Source organism: Gottfriedia luciferensis (assembly GCF_002156865.1).
Classification (GTDB): Bacteria; Bacillota; Bacilli; order Bacillales; family Bacillaceae_G; genus Gottfriedia; species Gottfriedia luciferensis.
Window position 1 is genome coordinate 1 of the sequence record NZ_NCTA01000026.1, and the last position, 19490, is coordinate 19490.

The following is a 19490-nucleotide window of genomic DNA, read 5'->3' on the forward strand; positions in this document are numbered from 1 at the left end:
AACGGTAATGAGCACCGCAGACAGGCGAAGTAACGAAGAAAGCGAGCGTTTGTCAACAGTCTGAAACCATCATTCGTCATCGAATGATGGTTTTTTAATCATAGATTAACCAACTTGATTATTAACTTCATCTTCATCAACCCAGGCCTCTAATTTATCACGGCCAGGTAGATTAGCGATTTTATCAGCACGGAAAACAGGATCTAATCCTTGTTTCTTTTGAGCAATATAATCTTTTAGTAATGCTTTTGCAACTTTAGATAATCTTGTAATTGCGTAAAGATTAACTAAAACCATAAGACCCATGAAGATGTCCGCTAGAGACCAAATTAATTCTGCACTATATAAAGCTCCGAATAATACCATTCCAATTACTGCGAAACGGTACAGGTAAATCGTCTTTTTCGAATGCTTCATAAAGCTAATATTTGATTCTCCGTAGTAGTAGTTACCCATAATTGTGCTTAATGCAAATAAGAATACTGAAATTGAAACGAACGTTGCAGCAAAATCCCCAAGACTTACACGTAGAGATTCTTGAGTTAATGGAATACCTGTAAGTTCAGATGTTTTATAAACTCCAGAAACTAAAACAATCATTGCAGTAGATGAACAGATAATGAATGTATCTACAATTACACCTAAAGCTTGGATCAATCCTTGTTTTACAGGATGAGTTACATCAGCAGTTGCAGCCGCGTTAGGTGCAGAACCCATACCAGCTTCATTTGAGAACAATCCACGGCGAATTCCGTGAAGTACAGCAGCTCCCATTATGCCACCAAACATTTGTTTGATTGAAAAGATTCCTTCAGAAAAAATTGCACTAAATACATTTGGCAAAATATCAAAATTTGAGAACATTACCCATAAAGCTAAAATAATATAAACCCCTGCTTTAATTGGAACTAAAACAGTTGAGAATTTAGCTACAGAATGTACACCACCAAAGATAATTAAAGCAGTGATAATTCCAAGAACGATAGCAGTAGTTTTTGTATTTACACCAAATTCATTATTGATAGAAGCCGCAATCGTGTTAGCTTGTACTGCATTAAAAATTAGTCCAAATGATAAAGTAATTAAAATACTAAAAATAACACCAAGTTTTCTATTACCTAAAGCTTTTTCCATATAGTAAGCAGGTCCGCCACGCCATGCTGTACCAGATTTAACTTTATAAACTTGAGCAAGTGTACTTTCTACAAAAGCTGAAGCTGAACCAATTAACGCCATTAACCACATCCAAAATACTGCGCCTGGTCCCCCTAATGCTACAGCAGTTGCAACACCGGCGATATTACCTGTACCAATACGAGCTGCCATACCGATCATAAATGCTTGTAATGATGAAACAGTTTTTTTATTTTTGTCTTTATTGCGTCTTCCGTCACCTAATAATCGAATCATTTCAGGGAAGAATTTGAATTGAATAAAACCTAAATACACTGATAAAAATAAGCCAATTACAACTAACAAAATTACGATTAGTTTAGACCATAAATAGTCATTAAATACTGCAATGAAATCTGTCATGAATCCCTCTCCTTTTTAAGAATTTTCGCAAAATTATCTGATGATTTTGCCGTAAAAAGTAATAATAAAATATTCAGACGAGTATGGCAATGTTTTTTAAAATAATCTAAAAATTTTGTGTGATTATTAAAATTAAATTAAAAAAGTAAGTGTTCACTTACTTTTTGTTGACGAAATGAGATTCGGTTAATATACTATAAAAGTGAATAAACACTTACTTTTTATTTCATAATTTAAATCTATGGAAATCTAGGAGTTAAATCCTTTTTAACATTTGGTTTTTAAGGAGGTAAATAGTGAATAAGGGAGAAAGAACTAAACATCTTATACTAGAAAAGTCTAAGCAGCTTTTTGCGAAAAACGGATATAACGGTACAACAATCAATCAGATTGCAAAGGAAAGTAAGATTTCTGAAGCAACCATTTATAAGTATTTTAAAAGTAAGTTGGATGTATTAATTACTTGTGTAAAACCGGATATTCATGACATTTGTATGGAAGAGGATTTTAGTAAATATTCGATAGAAGATTTACTTAGGTTATATGTAGAGAAAAGAATTATATGGGTGGAGAAAAATCGAAATCAAATTGAAATCTTAATCAGTGAAACGTTACGTCACCCAGAGTTATCTGAAATTTTCTTTCAACAAATCTATCGTAAGACGCCAATAGAAGAAGAAATAGAAGCAAGAATGTTAGCAAAAGAAACAAATTTTCATTTGGAGATCCCAATATTAAGTTTAAGTATGATTACAACGATCATTGCAATACTTAATCTACAAAAAAGCTTAATGGATACTGACCCACATCAAATCACAAATGAAGCAACAAATAAAATGGTGCAATTAATTTTATTTGGATTAATAGGAAATAAAAGTAATGAATAAACTGAAAGATGTAGCTACTAAAAAATAGAAAGTAATAGTTTAATATTTCCTAGTATTAAACTAATTATTTGCAATAAAATGACCAAAATACAAAAATGGTCAGTTGGTCTATAAAGGAGTGATCGTGTGTTAAAACAGGAATGGAAAAATATATTTAAAAAACCAATGATGATTGCAACAATCATTTCAGTTGGTCTTGTACCAATGCTTTATTCATTAATATTTTTATCAGCTTATTGGAATCCTTACAATCATACAGAGAAGCTATCGGTTGCAGTAGTAAACAATGATAAAGGAACAGAGTTTAATAATAAACAACTGAACGTAGGGAAAGATTTTGTAGATGGATTAAAAGATAATCATTCATTTAAGTGGAAAATCACAAATAAAAAACAAGCGATGGAAGGACTAAATGATGAAAAATATTATTTAGTAATCGAATTACCTTCTAATTTTTCTAAAAACGCAGCTACATTATTAGATGAAAAACCACAAAAAATGAAATTAAATTATTATACTAACGCGGGGAAAAATTATGTAGGTGCTCAAATTGGCTCAAATGCTATAAAAGAAGTAAATGCGAAACTTTCAAAAGAAATTACTGAGCAATACGCTAAATCAGTATTTGATAACTTCAAGGATATTGGAAATGGAATGACAAAAGCTTCTGACGGAGCTGGGAAAATAAATGATGGTGCAACTAAAATAACAGATGGAACTGGCGTTTTAAATAAAAATTTAAAAAAATTAAATGATAGCATGCTTACATTTGAAAATGGAAGTTCTAAGCTGAAAAGTGGTGCGAGCCAATTATCAGATGGGATAAAACAATCAAATGATGGAGCAAATAAATTAAGTTCAGGTTTAAACACCCTTTTAGAAGGAACAGCTACACTAAAAGACGGTTCTAGTGATTTGAACAACGGACTAAGCCAACTTGCTGATGGTGGAAAAAAACTAGGTGATGGATCAACTAAACTAGAAGCAGGAACTAGTCAATTAACAGACGGATTAAAACAGTCGTATGAAGGTGCAGTTCAGCTTCAAAAAAATGAAGCAGGATTTAACGATAAACTTGGTACAACAAATGCAGCTTTAAAATCAGTTGTCAATGATATCCAAAATTCGAATGGAACGCTAAGTAATGAAGACTTACAAAAATTACTAGCAATCTCTAAAGGTTTAGATCAATTATCTCAAGGTAGTAACCAAATTAAAGCTGGTTTCGATCAAGTTGCAGCAGCGCAAAATAAATTATATGATGGCTCAAATAATCTATTAGCTGGTCAACAGCAATTAAATTCAAATTTAAATCTGTTTAATAGTAAATTACAATTAGCGGCTAATGGAGCTAATCAGTTAGCACAAGGAAGTAATGATTTATATAATGGTACAAAGCAATTAAGTGAAGGTAGTACGTTACTTTCATCTGGATTAGGAAAATTAAATGTAGGTGGAGACCAATTAGTTCAAGGAATCGACCAATTGAATGATGGTTCTAAGCAATTAACAGATGGAACGAATAAGCTCTATAATGGATCAGGAGATTTATTAAAAGGCGCGACTGATTTAACAAAAGGAACAACTGAACTTCACAAATCTCTGAAAGAAGGCGGAGATGAAGTAAATAAAGTTAAAACGAATGATGAAACTGATAAGTTCTTTGCGAATCCTACAAAGCTAGTTGGACATAAACTGAATAACGTAAAAGAATATGGTGTAGGATTAACGCCTTATATCTTATCTATTGGACTTTTCGCTGGTGGATTAATGTTCACTTCGGTTTATCCAATGAGAAAAAATTCAATCGAACCAACTTCTGGTTTAGCTTGGTTCTTTAGTAAATACAGTGTATTAATCATAATGGGAATCATGCAAGCTATTATCGCAGATATCGTATTAATATACGGTATGGGCCTAAATGTGCAAAACGTTGGGTATTTCGTTTTCTTTACAATCATCACCAGCTTAACTTTCTATTCATTAATACAATTCTTAACAGTTACTTTAGGAAATATAGGACAATATTTAGTATTTATCATGATGTTATTACAAATTGGGGGAACTTCAGGTACATTCCCAATTGCATTAACACCGACATTTTTCCAAAATATTCACCCATATTTACCGATGACATATGCAATTAAAGGATTTAGGGAATTAATCTCTGATTCAGTCAATACTGGATTTGTAATGGATCAAATCTATTACCTATGCGGATTTGCAGTGTTATTTATTCTATTAACGAATGTAACTTTTGCAGTAAGAGTAAAATTATCAAAAAAACAAAAATTAAGTGAAAGTGAAGCTATGTGATCTGAAAATCTTCTAGTTTGACTTTGTATGAAAAAAGCATCTGATTATTTCAGATGCTTTTTTTAGTTTGTATCAACAAAAACTAGGGGTTATCAACAAAAACTGAGCGTATATCAACAAAAACTATTCCGGTATCAACAAAAACAAGTCGTTTATCAACAAAGTTCACAACATTATCAACAAAATCCACAAAGTGTTCGCCTATCAACAATTTTAGATACAAACCAGTACTAAAACTAAAATGTGAACAACGTCACAAAATAGACAATTTATTGACACGATTTAGACAAATAAGATTAACGCAAAAAGCCCTTTGGAAAAGTAAACTATAAGTAACAAAGGATACCAGTATATGGTTCTTGAAAATTTCTTAAAGATTAATTTGTGAATAAATGTTCAAAGTTTAATTCAAGCTTTAATTAATTTTTATGAAAGATTCTTTATTAAAGGGGGATAAACTGTGAGTGTTTTAGAGCTTGCAAGATTACAATTCGGTTCCACTACTATTTTTCATTTTTTATTTGTACCACTTTCAATCGGTTTAGCATTTATGGTAGCGATCTTGGAAACGATGTATGTTTTTCGTAATAACGAAACATATAAAAAATTAACAAAATTCTTTGGGCATTTATTTTTAATAAATTTTGCTGTTGGTGTAGTTACGGGGATTATTCAAGAGTTTCAGTTTGGAATGAACTGGTCTGAGTATTCACGATTCGTAGGAGATGTTTTTGGTGCTCCACTTGCTATTGAGGCACTTTTAGCATTTTTCATGGAGTCTACATTTTTAGGTATATGGATATTTGGATGGGAACGCCTTTCAAAAAAATTGCATTTAATGTGTATTTGGCTAGTTTCGTTTGGAACGTTAATGTCTGCATTTTTTATTTTAGCTGCGAACTCATTTATGCAGGAACCAGTTGGATTTACGATTAAAAATGGTCGTGCAGAAATGAATGATTTCTTAGCAATCATAACAAATCCTCAGTTGAAAGTTGAATTCCCTCACACGATTGCGGGAGCATTAGCAACTGGTGCATTATTTGTTGCTGGAGTAAGCGCTTATAAAATCTTAAAAAAACAAGAAATAGAAATCTTTAAAAAGTCATTTAATGTTGCGATGGTATTGGCTTTAGTAGCAGGAATTGGTGTTGCATTTAGCGGGCACTCACAAGCAAAGCATTTAATGGTAACTCAGCCAATGAAAATGGCTGCAAGTGAAGGGCTATGGAAAGACAGTGGCGATCCTGCAAGCTGGATGATATTTGGCCAAATTGATACGAAAAATAAAGTAAATAAACATGAAATTGAAGTGCCGTATTTATTAAGTTATCTCGCTTATGAGAAATTTGAAGGTAAAGTACCAGGGATGAATACATTACAAAAGCAGTATGAGAAATTATACGGGCCAGGAAACTATATCCCACCGGTGAAGACAACCTTCTGGAGTTTTAGAATAATGGCAGGAGCTGGCATGGTAATGATTTTAATGGCAATGCTAGGCCTATATTACAGTTATCGTAAAAAATTAGAGTCTAAGAATCTTTTCTTAAAAGCTTCAATCTTACTAATATCACTACCTTTTATTGCAAATACAGCTGGGTGGATTATGACAGAAATAGGGCGCCAACCATGGACCGTGTTTGGATTAATGACTACTGCTGAATCCGTATCACCAAATGTTTCAAAAGGATCACTTATTTTTTCAATCACAACCTTTACAACGATGTATGCAATTTTAGCTGCTGTTTTAGTTTATTTATTTGTTAAGGAAATTAAGAAAGGGACAAAACATGATGTAACTGAAAAGGTATCTACTGTCGATCCATTTGAAAGGGAGGCTGCAATTTTATGATTGAGTTAAATGAATTATGGTTTTTACTTGTAGCGGTTCTATTTATTGGCTTCTTTTTCTTAGAGGGTTTTGATTTTGGAGTAGGTATATCTACGAAGCTACTAGCCAAAAATGATACAGAAAGAAGAATTTTAATCAATACAATTGGACCATTCTGGGATGCTAATGAAGTATGGTTATTGACTGCTGGTGGTGCAATTTTTGCCGCATTTCCTAACTGGTACGCAACAATGTTTAGCGGATATTATATTCCATTTGTATTTGTATTAATGGCCTTAATAGGTCGCGGCGTTGCTTTTGAATTTAGAGGAAAAGTTAAAAGTCCTAAATGGTCTCAAACTTGGGATTGGGTGATTTTTTTAGGAAGTTTATTACCTCCTTTCCTATTTGGTGTACTGTTTTCAAGTATTCTTAGAGGAATGCCAATCGATCAAAATATGAACCTAAACGCTGGTTTCACTGATTATGTAAATGTATTCACTGTTATCGGTGGTGTAACAGTAACGTTACTTTGTTTATTACATGGCTTATTATTCTTAACTTTAAAAACTACTGGAGATCTAAGAGAACGAGCTCGAAAGTTAGCTAGTAGATTAATCTTACCAGTATTAATCTCATTGGTAGCCTTTACTACCCTTGCATTTATTGAGACTGATATGTTTAAAGTTAGAGGACAAATTACAGTTCCGTTAATTATATTAATTGTGATATCTTATGTGGTCGCATATGTATTTATCTCTAAAAAAAGAGATGGTTGGTCTTTTGCGATGACAGGACTTGGAATTGCGCTTACGGTAGGAACACTATTTACAGCGTTATTCCCGAGAGTCATGATTAGTTCAATAAAATCAGCTTATAATTTGACTGTATATAATGCATCATCTGGTCCATATTCTTTAAAAGTAATGACAATCGTAGCTTGTACTTTATTACCATTTGTACTAGGGTATCAAATATGGAGTTATTATGTATTTAGAAAACGTGTTGATGAAAAGGATTTGACTTATTAATGGGTAAAGATCTATTAAAGTTTACCGGTATTTCACGATTATTCATTATATTATCCACTTTGACGATTATTCAGGGAACGGCGATTATATTTCAGGCATATATGTTATCTCAAGCAATTGTAAAATTGTTTAATGGAAAGGATAGTAGCGATATTTTTTACGCTACTATTTTCTTCATTCTCGCATTTATATGTCGTTATATTATGACAACTATTAAACAAAAATTTTCTGAACAATTTGCTGATCATGCGTCAAATGAAGTGAAAATGAAAGTGCTAGAAAAGCTATTCAAACTAGGACCAAGGTATGCAAGGAAAACTGGAACGGGTAATATCGTAACATTAATAATGGAAGGCACAACTCAATTAAGACAGTATTTAGAAATTGTTCCTTCAAAAATGATAAATCTAGCAATTATTACACCACTGGTCGTTATATATGTATTTTTTATAGATAAGCTATCTGCCATTATTTTAATCGTTACGTTTCCAATTATTATTATCTTTATGATTTTACTTGGATTGGCTGCAAAAAAGAAATCTGATAAACAATGGAAGGTTTATCGAATATTATCCAATCATTTTACAGATTCATTAAGAGGACTTGAAACTTTAAAATTCCTAGGATTAAGCAGAAAGCAAATTAATAAAATCGAGAGTGTCAGTGAGAGGTATAGAATAGCAACAATGGGCACATTAAAAATTGCTTTTTTATCGTCCTTTGCACTTGATTTATTTACTATGCTATCAATAGCTACAGTTGCTGTTTTTTTAGGGTTGAGATTAATTGATGGAGCACTTTCACTTGGTCCAGCTTTAACTATTTTGATATTAGCCCCAGAATATTTCTTACCTGTACGGGAAGTTGGTGCGGATTATCACGCTACTCTTAATGGGCAAGAAGCAGGAGCTATGATGCAAGCTATTTTGGATGAAGAAGAATTTAAAGATCAAGCAAGTACTCATATGCAAGACTGGAGTACAAACAGTTCTCTTACATTGGCAAATTTAAGAGTAGAATCAGAACAAAATGGTCCTGCAATTTTAGATGATATAAATGTTAGTTTTAAAGGCTTTCAAAAAATAGGAATTGTTGGCCAAAGTGGTTCGGGTAAATCTACACTAATTGATTTAATTGGTGGTTTCTTAGAGCCGTCAAATGGAAAAATAATTATTTCAGGGAAAGAGGTTTCACATCTTCAAATAGAAGAATGGCAGAAACAATTATTGTATATACCCCAAAATCCATATATATTTTCCAAAACTTTAGCTGGAAATATACGATTTTATGAACCAAATGCTACAACGGAAGAAGTAGAAAAAGCAGTAGAAGATGCTGGTTTGAAGCCATTGGTTAGTGAATTGCCATTGGGAATAGAAGAAAAAATTGGTGAAGGCGGTAGAGCTTTAAGTGGAGGTCAAAGACAACGTATAGCTCTTGCAAGGGCGTTTTTAGAAAATCGACCAATACTTCTTTTAGATGAACCTACTAGTCAGCTTGATATTGAAACAGAGTATGAGCTGAAACAAACAATGCTTAAACTGTTTAAAAATAAGTTAGTATTTTTAGCAACGCATCGCCTTCATTGGATGAAAGAAATGGATCAAATAATTGTGGTAAAAGAAGGTAAAATTGTAGAAATTGGAACTCATGAGGAATTAATAGAGAAAAAAGGGCATTATTTTCAATTAATTACTAGTTAGAAGGGAAACGTATGTTTAATAAAAATGGATGGATTTTACCTTATATTAAGGATAACGTTCGCTTACTTTTGTTCGTTATCTTCTTAAGTACACTCACAATTTTTGCCGCAGCTTCCCTTATGTACACTTCTGGCTATTTAATATCAAAAGCGGCAACGAGGCCAGAAAATATACTAATGGTTTATGTTCCTATTGTTGCAGTTCGGACTTTTGGAATTGCAAGGTCAGTATTTAAATATATTGAACGACTAGTTGGGCATCATACCATATTAAAAATATTATCTCGAATGAGAACAAGACTATTCCGAGCACTTGAACCATCAGCGCTAAGTTTAAATTCTAAGTTTAAGACAGGCGATATTTTAGGATTGTTAGCTAATGATATCGAATATTTACAAGATATTTATTTAAAAACAATATTTCCAGGTATTGCTACACTGTTTATTTATGTAATATCGATTATTGCACTCGGATTTTTTTCAATACCATTTGCATTATTAATCGCTGTAGTTTCATTTGTTTTAGTTGGTATATTACCTTTTTTCTCATTATTAATTGAAAAGGGAAGAATCCAACAAATGAAAAGTCAAAAAAGCAACCTATATGAAATACTAACAGATGCAATAATGGGGATTAGTGATTGGTTGTTTAGTGGACGACGCTCGGACTTTATTAAACAGTACGGAAAGAATGATAAATTATTAAGAGGACTTCATTTTCAAGAAAAACGCTTTAGAAGATGGCGTGATTTAATTGCCCAATTCATTGTCGCGATTCTTGTTTTACTAATGTTATATTGGGCTGGTAATGAAAGTTTAATTGGTGAAATACCAAAGACTTTTATTGCTGCATTTGTTTTAATTCTTTTCCCATTAACTGAAGCTTTTATTCCTTTATCAAATTCGATTGGAAGTATTCCTTTATATTCTGATTCGATTAAACGTTTAGAAGGCATCGATGAGATTCAAAAAGAACCAATCCATTTTGAGTTCAATAATTCGGTCGAAGATTTTACTGAAATTGAATTCAAAAATGTCAATTTTCAATACGGAGAAGGAGCTCCAGTTTTAAATAATATTTCATTTACTCTCAAACCAAATAAAAAAACGGCTTTATTAGGGCCAAGTGGATCAGGCAAATCAACGATTCTTAAGTTAATTGAAGGGGCAGAAGTTCCTAACAATGGGTCTGTTAAGATTAATCAGATTGAATGTGTAGATTTTGGAGAAGAGATTACAAAGGTAGTATCCGTGCTAAATCAAAATCCTTATTTATTTGATACATCCGTTATGAACAATATTCGACTAGGACGCCCTGAAGCAAGTGATGAGGAAGTTATTGAAGTTACGAAAATGGTTGAACTGCATGATTATATCGAGTCACTACCACAAGGGTATCATACTCCTATGCAAGAGACGGGAGTTAGATTTTCAGGTGGAGAACGTCAACGAATTGCATTAGCAAGAGTACTGCTCCAAAATACACCAACTGTAATTTTAGATGAACCAACTGTAGGATTAGATTCAATTACAGAACGAAAGCTTCTCCAAACCATCTTTAGAGTATTGGATGGGAAAACAGTCCTTTGGATAACACATCATTTAATTGGTGCAGAGCTTGCTGATCAAATCCTTTTCCTAGACAAAGGGAACATATTAATGAAGGGCTCACATAATGACCTCATCAAAAATGAAGAAAGATACCAAAGACTATTTGAACTTGATCGACCTTACTAAAACTGTAGATTCGTTTCTACAGTTTTTTTGTATTGTTGAAATATATGATGAGCAATAAATGAAAATATTAGGTTACTCCTTAACAGATAGAGAAATTAATAATTAGCATAAGGAATCAGTTATGCTTTTTAAAGAAAACACTTTTTGTAAAGAGAGTGATTGGAACGAAAGGATGCTCGACTCCTGTGGGAGATGCGGGAAGGCTGAGGCGGGCAAAAGCAGGAAAAGCAAATAAGGACAGGAATTATTTAGAGGTCCAATAATATTCTTTAAGTCTTTAAAATTTCTTCCTTAATCCTGCCTTTCCTTGTTCCTACTCCTAATGGGCGAGCATCCTGCAGTGGAAATCAACAGGAACAAGAAAAAATTAAATCACCATAAAATACAGTTTGACTAAAAATGGTTAACTATGATATATTTATCTCGAATTCGAGATATCTTGAATTCGAGATAATTTTTAAAATTAATTTAAGTAAATAATCTTTAAGATAAAAATGCAAAATAAATTGATCAAATAATGGAGGAATTAGGATGAATGGATTAAAAGGTATACATCATGTAACTGCAATAACAAGTAGCGCAGAAAAAAATTATGAATTTTTCACTTATGTACTTGGAATGCGTTTAGTTAAGAAAACTGTAAATCAAGATGATATTCAAACGTATCACTTATTTTTCGCAGATGATAAAGGTAGTGCTGGTACTGATATGACATTTTTTGATTTTCCTGGAATACAAAAAGGAGTACATGGTACAAATGAAATTTCTAAAACTTCATTCCGAGTACCTACTGATGCTGCATTAGATTATTGGGTGAAGCGTTTTGATCGATTAGATGTAAAACACACTGGGATTAAAACACAATTTGGTAAAAAGACTTTATCCTTCGTTGATTTTGATGATCAACAATACCAATTGATCTCGGATGAAAATAATAAAGGAGTTTCTTCTGGTACACCATGGCAAAAAGGACCAATTCCATTAGAGTATGCAATTACGGGACTTGGGCCAATTTTTATTCGGGTAGCTAACTTCGAATTCTTTAAAGAAGTAATCGAAAAAGTGCTTTTATTTAAAGAGATTGACAAAGAAGGGTCATTCCATTTATTTGAAGTTGGTGAAGGTGGGAATGGAGCACAAATAATAGCAGAATACAATGCGATGTTACCTCAGGCATACCAAGGATTTGGTACTGTTCACCATGTAGCATTCCGAGTTGAAGATACTTCTGTTTTAAAAGAATGGATTAAACGTCTAAATTCTTTCCAATTACCTAACTCTGGTTATGTAGACCGCCATTTCTTTGAATCTTTATATGCAAGGGTTGCACCTCAAATATTATTTGAATTTGCTACTGATGGACCTGGATTCATGGGAGATGAACCATACGAAACACTTGGTGAAAAATTATCTTTACCACCATTTTTAGAGCCAAAACGCGAAGAAATCGAGCGAATGGTTCGTCCAATCGATACAATTAGAAGCACGAAAGAATTTATAAAAGAATAAGTAACATTAATATTATTAATTGAAACACTCACATATTTTGTGGGTGTTTTTTTATGATTATAAGGATCCTTTTTTATGTCTTTTGTAAAATATGAACAATTAACATGAACAGAACCTGTTTGTTAAAAAACGATTAGAAAATTAATGCATAAATTGAAAAGTTATTCTACTGAAATGTTTTAGTGAATAAAAATTTTATGAACTAAAATAATTCTTTAGGAGAGGAACAATGAATAGTACATCTAGTATGCGATTATCAAGGGATGAAATGGTAAGTATTATACGAAATGGATTAGAAAGGGCAAATAATTCCAAAAGGATTGTTATTGTAGGAGCAGGAATTTCAGGGTTAGTTGCAAGCTCTTTATTAAAAGAAGCTGGACATGAAGTGACGATATTGGAAGCAAATGGTCGCGTAGGTGGTCGGATTTTTACAAAAAGAGCACCTTTTATTAATGATCAATATATGGAATTAGGTGCAATGCGTATTGCTTCTAGTCATAAACTTACACTTGAATATATAGAAAAATTTAATTTAAAGGTGAATGAATTTATCAATGGAAAATCAGAGGATGTCATTTATGTTAATGGAGTTAAAACAACACAAAAGATTTATGAACAAAATCCAGATATTTTAGGGTATCGTGTAGAAGCTAAGGAAAAAAATATAAATGTTGATGAGCTCATTGAAAGAGCGATAAAACCTGCGATGGATTTTATTAAACAAAATCCTGATGAGAATTGGAAAGAAATAATTAACAATTATGATCATTATTCTATGGACTCATTCTTAAGGTATAACCCGATCGGAGCTTCTTTGTCACCAGGGGCTGTAGAAAAAGTAAAAGTTCTTCAAGGAATGGAAGGTTTTCCCGAGCTTGCATTTACAGCTATATTGCGAGAATTCATTGTACTATTTTCAAAGGAAATTAAGTTTTACGAGATTACAGGAGGAAATGATCAACTGCCTAAAAAATTTTTAAAACAGTTGAAAGAGAATTTATTCTTTGGTCAAAAAATGAATAAAATTGTGCAGGAAAATAATCAAGTAACCATTCATTCAGATCATTATACAAGCCATCTTCCTTATCAAACGACGGGAGACTATGCTATTATTACGATCCCTTTTTCACTGCTGAATTTTATCGAAGTTATCCCAAGAGATTCATTTTCTTATCATAAATGGAAAGCAATTAGAGAATTACACTATGTTCCTTCTACAAAAATCGGACTGCAATTTAAAAGTAGATTTTGGGAAAAAGATGGGGTAGGAGGGAAGCTAACTACAGATTTGCCAATTCGTTTTGCATATTATCCTAGCAATCACAATGGGAAAAATGGATCGGGAATTATTTTAGCTAGTTACACGTGGGAAGATGATGCATTGATTTGGGATAGTATGTCTGAAAATGATCGGATAATGAATGCATTGAAAGATTTGGCTACGATACATGGACAACAAGTTTATACAGAGTTTATAACAGGTTACACTCATAGCTGGGCTCTTTACCCATACTCTGGTGGAGCTTTTTCAATGTTCAAACCAGAACAAAATAGAGAACTTACACCTTATATTTCAACTCCTGAAGGAAGAGTTCATTTTGCTGGAGAACATACCTCTTCTGCGCCGGCATGGATAGAAGGTGCAATCGAATCGGGAATTCGTTCTGCATATGAGGTAAATAGCCGAACTTTCCAAGAATAATAGGAATCATTTTTTATATTTCTTTCGAATATAGTGAAAACAGTGGATGCTTTTTTATTCGAGGGAGTGATAAGTTTGAACGTTAGTAATCAAGGTCTCCAATTTACCCCTGTTAAGTCATATAGTGTTTTTCACGGTCCAAATGATCCGTGTCCGCCAATTGGAAAAAAATTTTACTCAACACCCCCGCATTTATATTTAGGATTTCAACCACCAGGATTAGAGCAATTTTCGTATAAAGAGGCTTTAATGAAAGGAACTTTATGGAAGGTTTTTTATGACTTTTATGAAAATCCATATAAAGAAGTTGGGAGGGATTAAAAATGACTCAGCAACTTCCTCCAGAGTATTATACTGATTTAGAGGAACTTCAAGCTGTTGATTTTGTACTTGTAGAATTAACTTTATATTTAGATACACATCCTCACGATGAGTCTGCGATTAACCAATTTAATCAATATGTTCAATATAAAAAACAAATCGAAGCGAATTTCGAGTCTAAATATGGTCCGTTGTTTCAATACGGAAATAGCTATTCTGATTCATCTTGGAACTGGCATAAAGGCCCTTGGCCATGGCAAGTTTAGAAGGAGGGGAACTGAATGTGGATATATCAGAAAAAACTACAATATCCAGTGAAAGTCAGTACATGTAACCCAAAATTGGCAAAGTATTTGGTTGAACAGTATGGAGGGGCAGACGGTGAATTAGCAGCCGCATTAAGATATTTAAATCAACGTTATACGATACCCGATAAAGTTATTGGACTTTTAACTGACATTGGTACAGAGGAATTTGCTCATTTAGAAATGATTGCTACGATGATCTATAAGCTTACAAAAGACGCGACACCTGAACAAATGAAAGCAGCTGGACTAGATACTCATTACGCTTCACATGATAGTGCATTGTTCTACCATAATGCTGACGGTGTACCATTTACTACTGCATATATTCAAGCAAAAGGAGATCCGATTGCCGACTTGTATGAAGACATTGCAGCGGAAGAAAAAGCACGAGCAACCTATCAATGGATAATCGATTTATCTGACGATCCAGATTTAAATGATGGATTAAGATTCTTAAGAGAACGAGAGATTATTCATTCACAAAGATTTAGAGAAGCAGTAGAAATATTAAAAGAAGATCGACTCCAAAAGAAGATTTTTTAACTTCCCTAATTAAATAATTTAGTGAAACTTAATTAGAACTTATATTTTACGATTGGCTTTGTGGATGTTACATTTTCAGATTTTATAGAGAATAAAATAATAGACTATTTAAAGACTTTGATTGGAGTGGAAGGTGGGAGACTCCTATGGGAGTAGCGGGAAAGGTGAGACCCCGCAGGCTTGCCGAGGAGGCTCAGCTCACGCCCCATGGAAAGCGAGCATCCTGCAACGGAAATCAACCTTCTTTTTTAACAAAGTCTATTGAAAAATATATTAAATCTAAAGACTGCTCTTTATCTTTAAGAGAGCAGTCTTTTTGTAGTATTTGAAATTATTTAATACTAATGTCTATTATTAAAAAATTTTTAATTGAACTTATTGTGTCAATTTGAAATAATCATAATTGGACCAAAAGTATTTTATACAAATTGTTCTAGTAAACGATAAAATGGAGAATTCGTATGAATAAAGATATGGCAGTAGTTGATCATCTTGAAGAACTGCGTAAAAGAATCATTATTACAGCAGTAACTTTTATTGTTCTATTTATAATTGGACTCGTTTATGTAGAACCAATCTATAGATTTTTAACGAAGGATTTGACGTATAAACTAGTTGTACTTAGTCCTGGTGATATATTATGGGTGTATTTTTCCATTTCAGCAGTATTTGCAGCAGTTTTTACAATTCCAGTTGCAACGTGGCAAATTTGGATGTTTGTTAAGCCGGGATTGCGTCCTTCAGAGCAAAAAGGAATAGGATTCTATATTCCAGCATTGTTTTTACTTTTTATTCTTGGACTTGTCATCGGTTATTATCTAGTTTTTCCGAATATCCTCAAGTTCCTAACATTAATGGGACTAGATATGGTTACGCAACATTACACAGTAGAAAAGTATTTTTCGTTTATTTTTAATTTAGTCGTACCATTTGCAGTGTTTTTTGATATGCCTGTAGTGATTATGTTTTTAACAAAGATCGGTATTGTAAAGCCAAGCTACTTACAGAAAGTAAGAAAATATGCTTATTTTATATTAGTTATCGTGGCATGCTGTATTTCACCACCAGATTTTGTTTCTCACATTTCAGTATCAATTCCATTAATTTTATTGTATGAACTAAGTGTATTTACATCAAAAGCGGTTTATAGAAAAAAAGAGGTAAATGAGTAAAAACTCATTTACCTCTTTTTATTTTTTTGAATTTGTAAATACGATTTTTTGATATTTTACAAAAGAAGTTTTTCTAAGAAAATTATATAGAATATATCAAGAAATTGATTGGAGTGGAAGGTGGGAGACTCCTATGGGAGTAGCGGGAAGGGTGAGACCCCGCAGGCTTGCCGAGGAGGCTCAGCTCACGCCCCATGGAAAGCGAGCATCCTGTAACGGAAATCAATCTTCTTTTCTAAGAGAGCCTTAATATAAAATCGTCTTAAAATCTGTTTTGAAAAGGATTATTAAAAAAGTTAAACTTTAATAATCCTTTTATTAATAAAAATTTAAACTTTGTACAAGTTGATTATTCATAAATATTTCATAGCTTATTAAAGAACTAGGCAAACACCTTTTAAAGGCAAAAAGGCGATAGTAAGGAGCATAAAATATGCAATATTCAGCTTGGATTACTGTTTTATTTCTTGCTTTTTCATCTAGTATAGATAACTTTGGAGTAGGGATAACATATGGGATTCGTGGGATTAAGGTAGGATTATTAGCAAATTTAATCATATCAGTTATTGCATTTGTTTTTAGTGAAGTAGGGATTATTTCAGGGCAATATATTTCAAAAGTTTTTCCTGGAACATTGTCTAATATTATTGGAGCTTTTTTTCTGCTAATTATTGGACTAAGGATTGTACTTCTGACAATTCCTAGAAAAAATAAAATTGTCTTAGAAAATAAAAATAATGATGAGGAATCAGTATCAAATATGGTAACTGATTATTTAAGTTCACCAGAAAAAGCTGATGTTGATAAATCAGGAGATATTAGTTCCTTTGAGGCAATCATTCTTGGAACCGCAGTTTCAATGAATGCACTTACTAATGGTTTAGGTGTCGGATTAATTGGGCTCTCTCCATTTGCAATTTCAATTTCAGCAAGTATTTTTAGCTTTCTAGCGATCTGGTTAGGGGTCATTTCAGGGAAAAAAGTTGCTAACGTGAAAATTGGTGGATGGTCACTTGGACAATTTAGTTCAATTATTAGCGGGATTATTTTAGTCATGATTGCACTACACAATCTGATTTGAAGACTCTATAGGAGTGGGTTAATACAGATACCTTCAATTTTAAAATTTGAAAAAGATGATTTCGTTTGTCTAATGAAATCATCTTTTTAATTTACTTGTTTAATTAATTAATGTTTTTTAACTATTAATGTTCGTTATTTTGCTAATAATAGATAATGAACCAAATAAAGTATTTTTGATAAAAGGTATAGTTATAAATTAAGTTTGTGTAAAATAGTAAGTAGAAATTATTTATGGCAATTTTATGTATTTTTATAATATTAGCTTTTTATATCTTATTAATGTTGTAAAATTAATACGTTAATAAAAATTAGGAGATCATTATGACAATATCTGCATTAGAACATTTTTTAAATACATACAAAGACTACTCTGCTTTACTTAGTATTTTGATTAATGTAGTGATCAGTATTATTGGAGTAGTACCAAGCTGGTTTATGACAGCAATAAATATAAAAATATTTGGATTGACTGGTGGATTCTTTGTCTCATTTATTGGTGAGTTATTAGGTACATTGGTATCTTTCATTATATTTAGAAAGGGTCTTCAAAAAAGATTTTTAAAAAATACAAGTAAATTTAAGATTGTTGATAAACTTTTAAGCTTAGAAGGCAAGGATGCATTTAACGGAGTGTTATTTTTACGTTTGATCCCTTTTATTCCTTCAAGTTTAATTACACTATTTGCTGCTTTTGGAAAGATATCGTTGACTAGTTTCTTTTTTGCTAGTTTGATCGGTAAGTTACCTGTTGTTCTCTTTGAATCGTATTCTTTGAATCAGGTTTTAGAATTCACTTTATTTGGCAAAATAATTTTAGGTTTATTTATCGTCGGATTAATTATATTTTCTTATAAAAAACGATTTAGTGTATTCCAAAAAAACCATCAAAATTAAAATAAATGTAGTTATAAAAAAAGCTAATGTAAATTCATTTTTACATCAGCTTTTTTTATTTGATTTATGCAATTGTTGTTTGTGAACTTACTAAATCACTTTCATCTTGCACATCTTTTTTTGTTACTGATAGATATCCAACTAAAGCTACAATAACAATTGTTAAAACAAGGCTAACTGCTCCTCCACCGAAACCAAGTCCACCATGTTTTTGAGAGACAGAACTCCAGTCAGAAAATGACGCTCCAACAGGTCGAGTCATAATATAGGCAAACCAAAAAGAAAAAATTTCATTTAATTTGAAGAATTTTTTACCGATTACTGGTATAGCTAATAAAGCTGTAAATAATAGTCCTGATGAAAAATAGCCTAAATGCATTGTTGAGGCAGTCATGTCACCTGCTGCAGTACCTAGAGCGAAAGTCCCCATTACAACTGACCAATAAAGGATCTCGCGACGACGTGTGTAGATGCTGTGAATAGAAAGTGTTTTCTCCATTCGATACCAAATGATAAAAATAATAGCCAAGACGGCAGCAAAAAATATTGTCGATGCAACATAAGGAACGCCAAGACCTACATGGACAACGTCGGCAGCTACAGTACCGAATACACTAATCATGACAACTACTAACCAATAAATACTTGGTACATATTTACGTGCTTTAAACTGCAATATTAAAGAAATAACAAGAACAATCCCCGCAACTGCAACTCCGATTACTGGTGTTAAAGTTTTTACGATATAGTCAGAAAAAACCTCGCCCATACCAGTCGTTAATAATTTAGTAATCCAGAAAAATATTGTTACTTCTGGTACTTTTTTTAACATCATTCCTAATTGTGGATTTATATTTTTAGTTTGTTTTTGTTCAATTGATTCCATTTCATAATCCTCCTTAATGGATTTAG

At 32.4% G+C, this 19490-nt stretch carries 16 protein-coding genes; 14 read left to right on the plus strand and 2 right to left on the minus strand.

Translation table 11 applies throughout. The features are described 5' to 3' along the window. Nucleotides 1–105: 105 nt before the first annotated feature. Nucleotides 106–1536 (minus strand): alanine/glycine:cation symporter family protein, encoded by a 1431-nt coding sequence (locus B7R67_RS15385; RefSeq protein ID WP_088071874.1) that lies wholly within the window; start codon nt 1534–1536, stop codon nt 106–108. Between the two features lie 296 nt (nt 1537–1832). On the opposite strand from B7R67_RS15385, the gene B7R67_RS15390 reads away from it, so the two are divergent. The 14 genes from B7R67_RS15390 (at nt 1833) to B7R67_RS15460 (ending at nt 18578) form a co-directional block, all read left to right on the plus strand. Continuing rightward, nucleotides 1833–2423, plus strand: a complete 591-nt coding sequence (locus B7R67_RS15390) for a TetR/AcrR family transcriptional regulator (RefSeq protein WP_158095127.1) — start codon at nt 1833–1835, stop codon at nt 2421–2423. A 126-nt stretch (nt 2424–2549) separates the two neighbouring features. After that, a complete protein-coding gene (locus tag B7R67_RS15395) occupies nt 2550–4739 on the plus strand; it encodes a YhgE/Pip domain-containing protein (RefSeq protein ID WP_088071876.1) in 2190 nt (729 codons plus the stop codon). A 460-nt stretch (nt 4740–5199) separates the two neighbouring features. Further along, nucleotides 5200–6594, plus strand: a complete 1395-nt coding sequence (locus tag B7R67_RS15400) for a cytochrome ubiquinol oxidase subunit I (RefSeq protein ID WP_088071877.1) — start codon at nt 5200–5202, stop codon at nt 6592–6594. After that, on the plus strand, nt 6591–7604 hold the full coding sequence (cydB, locus tag B7R67_RS15405; RefSeq protein WP_088071878.1) for a cytochrome d ubiquinol oxidase subunit II: 1014 nt from the start codon (nt 6591–6593) through the stop codon (nt 7602–7604). Before B7R67_RS15400 ends, cydB begins: the two co-directional genes overlap by 4 nt. Continuing rightward, the gene (gene cydD / locus B7R67_RS15410; RefSeq protein WP_088071879.1) at nt 7604–9307 is read left to right on the plus strand and encodes a thiol reductant ABC exporter subunit CydD; all 1704 of its coding nucleotides are present in this window, start codon (nt 7604–7606) and stop codon (nt 9305–9307) included. The genes cydB and cydD overlap by 1 nt, the downstream gene beginning before the upstream one ends. A gap of 11 nt (nt 9308–9318) precedes the next feature. Then, nucleotides 9319–11043: a thiol reductant ABC exporter subunit CydC gene (gene cydC / locus B7R67_RS15415; protein WP_088071880.1), complete on the plus strand. Its 1725-nt coding sequence runs from the start codon at nt 9319–9321 to the stop codon at nt 11041–11043. 531 nt (nt 11044–11574) lie between these two features. Next, nucleotides 11575–12552 carry a ring-cleaving dioxygenase gene (locus tag B7R67_RS15420; protein ID WP_088071881.1) on the plus strand — a complete coding sequence of 326 codons (978 nt, stop codon included), beginning with the start codon at nt 11575–11577 and terminating at the stop codon, nt 12550–12552. 229 nt (nt 12553–12781) lie between these two features. Further along, the gene (locus B7R67_RS15425) at nt 12782–14257 is read left to right on the plus strand and encodes a flavin monoamine oxidase family protein (RefSeq protein ID WP_088071882.1); all 1476 of its coding nucleotides are present in this window, start codon (nt 12782–12784) and stop codon (nt 14255–14257) included. Nucleotides 14258–14332: 75 nt separating this feature from the next. Further along, nucleotides 14333–14578, plus strand: coding sequence for a spore coat associated protein CotJA (locus B7R67_RS15430; RefSeq protein ID WP_088071883.1), 246 nt, complete (start codon nt 14333–14335; stop codon nt 14576–14578). Nucleotides 14579–14580: 2 nt separating this feature from the next. Continuing rightward, nucleotides 14581–14844, plus strand: a complete 264-nt coding sequence (locus tag B7R67_RS15435; protein ID WP_088071884.1) for a spore coat protein CotJB — start codon at nt 14581–14583, stop codon at nt 14842–14844. A 15-nt stretch (nt 14845–14859) separates the two neighbouring features. Next, nucleotides 14860–15429 (plus strand): manganese catalase family protein, encoded by a 570-nt coding sequence (locus B7R67_RS15440; RefSeq protein WP_088071885.1) that lies wholly within the window; start codon nt 14860–14862, stop codon nt 15427–15429. A 461-nt stretch (nt 15430–15890) separates the two neighbouring features. Then, nucleotides 15891–16601 (plus strand): twin-arginine translocase subunit TatC, encoded by a 711-nt coding sequence (gene tatC, locus B7R67_RS15450; protein ID WP_235822182.1) that lies wholly within the window; start codon nt 15891–15893, stop codon nt 16599–16601. 433 nt (nt 16602–17034) lie between these two features. Then, a complete protein-coding gene (gene ytaF / locus B7R67_RS15455) occupies nt 17035–17682 on the plus strand; it encodes a sporulation membrane protein YtaF (RefSeq protein WP_088071887.1) in 648 nt (215 codons plus the stop codon). Nucleotides 17683–18005: 323 nt separating this feature from the next. Continuing rightward, entirely contained in the window at nt 18006–18578 is a 573-nt protein-coding gene (locus B7R67_RS15460) for a TVP38/TMEM64 family protein (protein WP_088071888.1), read from the plus strand. A gap of 64 nt (nt 18579–18642) precedes the next feature. Here the strand turns inward: B7R67_RS15460 and B7R67_RS15465 are convergent, their stop codons facing one another. After that, nucleotides 18643–19464 (minus strand): COG4705 family protein, encoded by an 822-nt coding sequence (locus tag B7R67_RS15465; RefSeq protein WP_235822183.1) that lies wholly within the window; start codon nt 19462–19464, stop codon nt 18643–18645. Nucleotides 19465–19490 lie beyond the last annotated feature (26 nt).

Coding starts and splice junctions, on each gene's coding strand:
- B7R67_RS15425 (WP_088071882.1), top strand. CDS start 12,782: ATGAATAGTACATCTAGTATGCGATTATCAAGGGATGAAATGGTAAGT.
- B7R67_RS15460 (WP_088071888.1), top strand. CDS start 18,006: ATGACAATATCTGCATTAGAACATTTTTTAAATACATACAAAGACTAC.
- B7R67_RS15435 (WP_088071884.1), top strand. CDS start 14,581: ATGACTCAGCAACTTCCTCCAGAGTATTATACTGATTTAGAGGAACTT.
- cydD (WP_088071879.1), top strand. CDS start 7,604: ATGGGTAAAGATCTATTAAAGTTTACCGGTATTTCACGATTATTCATT.
- tatC (WP_235822182.1), top strand. CDS start 15,891: ATGAATAAAGATATGGCAGTAGTTGATCATCTTGAAGAACTGCGTAAA.
- ytaF (WP_088071887.1), top strand. CDS start 17,035: ATGCAATATTCAGCTTGGATTACTGTTTTATTTCTTGCTTTTTCATCT.
- B7R67_RS15420 (WP_088071881.1), top strand. CDS start 11,575: ATGAATGGATTAAAAGGTATACATCATGTAACTGCAATAACAAGTAGC.
- B7R67_RS15440 (WP_088071885.1), top strand. CDS start 14,860: ATGTGGATATATCAGAAAAAACTACAATATCCAGTGAAAGTCAGTACA.
- B7R67_RS15385 (WP_088071874.1), bottom strand. CDS start 1,536: ATGACAGATTTCATTGCAGTATTTAATGACTATTTATGGTCTAAACTA.
- cydB (WP_088071878.1), top strand. CDS start 6,591: ATGATTGAGTTAAATGAATTATGGTTTTTACTTGTAGCGGTTCTATTT.
- cydC (WP_088071880.1), top strand. CDS start 9,319: ATGTTTAATAAAAATGGATGGATTTTACCTTATATTAAGGATAACGTT.
- B7R67_RS15465 (WP_235822183.1), bottom strand. CDS start 19,464: ATGGAATCAATTGAACAAAAACAAACTAAAAATATAAATCCACAATTA.